Below are 813 nucleotides of genomic sequence, written 5' to 3' on the forward strand. Positions count from 1 at the left end.
GCTCCGGCGTGGCCGAAGATCGTGGACAGGATGGTGCCGAAGATGCTCATGCGCGGACTCCCTCGTATCGGCTATCGGTGCCGCCTGGGGCGCGCATTGCCCCCAGGCGGCGCCGGGCCTTAGTAGCGGTACAGGTCGTTCTTGAACGGCCCGTTGACCGGAACGCCGATATACTCCGCCTGTTTCTCCGACATCTTCGACAGTTCGGCGCCGACCTTGGCCAGGTGCAGGGCCGCGACCTTCTCGTCGAGATGCTTGGGCAGCGTGTAGACCTGCCGCTCGTACTTGCCCTCGGGGGCGGTCCACAGCTCGATCTGCGCCAGCGTCTGGTTGGTGAAGGACGCCGACATGACGAAGGACGGGTGGCCCGTGGCGTTGCCCAGATTCACCAGGCGGCCCTCGGACAGCAGGATCAGGCGCTTGCCGTCGGGGAAGATGACCTCGTCGACCTGCGGCTTGATGTTGTCCCAGGTGAAGTTGCGCAGGGCCTCGACCTGGATCTCGGAATCGAAATGCCCGATATTGCAGACGATGGCGCGGTGCTTCATCGCGCGCATGTGGTCCACGGTGATGATGTCCACATTGCCCGTGCAGGTGACGAAGATGTCGCCGCGCGGGGCGGCGGCTTCCATCGTCACGACCTCGTAGCCTTCCATGGCCGCCTGTAGGGCGCAGATCGGATCGACTTCGGTGACCAGGACGCGGCAGCCGGCATTGCGCAGCGACGCCGCCGAGCCCTTGCCCACGTCGCCGTAGCCGGCGACGACGGCGACCTTGCCGGCCATCATCACGTCGGTGCCGCGACGGATCGCG

1 protein-coding gene is annotated in these 813 nt (G+C 66.1%); it reads right to left on the bottom strand.

Translation table 11 applies throughout. The features are described 5' to 3' along the window. Positions 1–119: 119 nt before the first annotated feature. On the bottom strand, positions 120–813 hold a 694-nt coding region (locus ABF821_RS20160; protein ID WP_415531368.1), incomplete at its 5' end, for an adenosylhomocysteinase.

The organism is Gluconacetobacter sp. (assembly GCF_047721585.1).
GTDB classification, from domain to species: Bacteria; Pseudomonadota; Alphaproteobacteria; order Acetobacterales; family Acetobacteraceae; genus Gluconacetobacter; species Gluconacetobacter dulcium.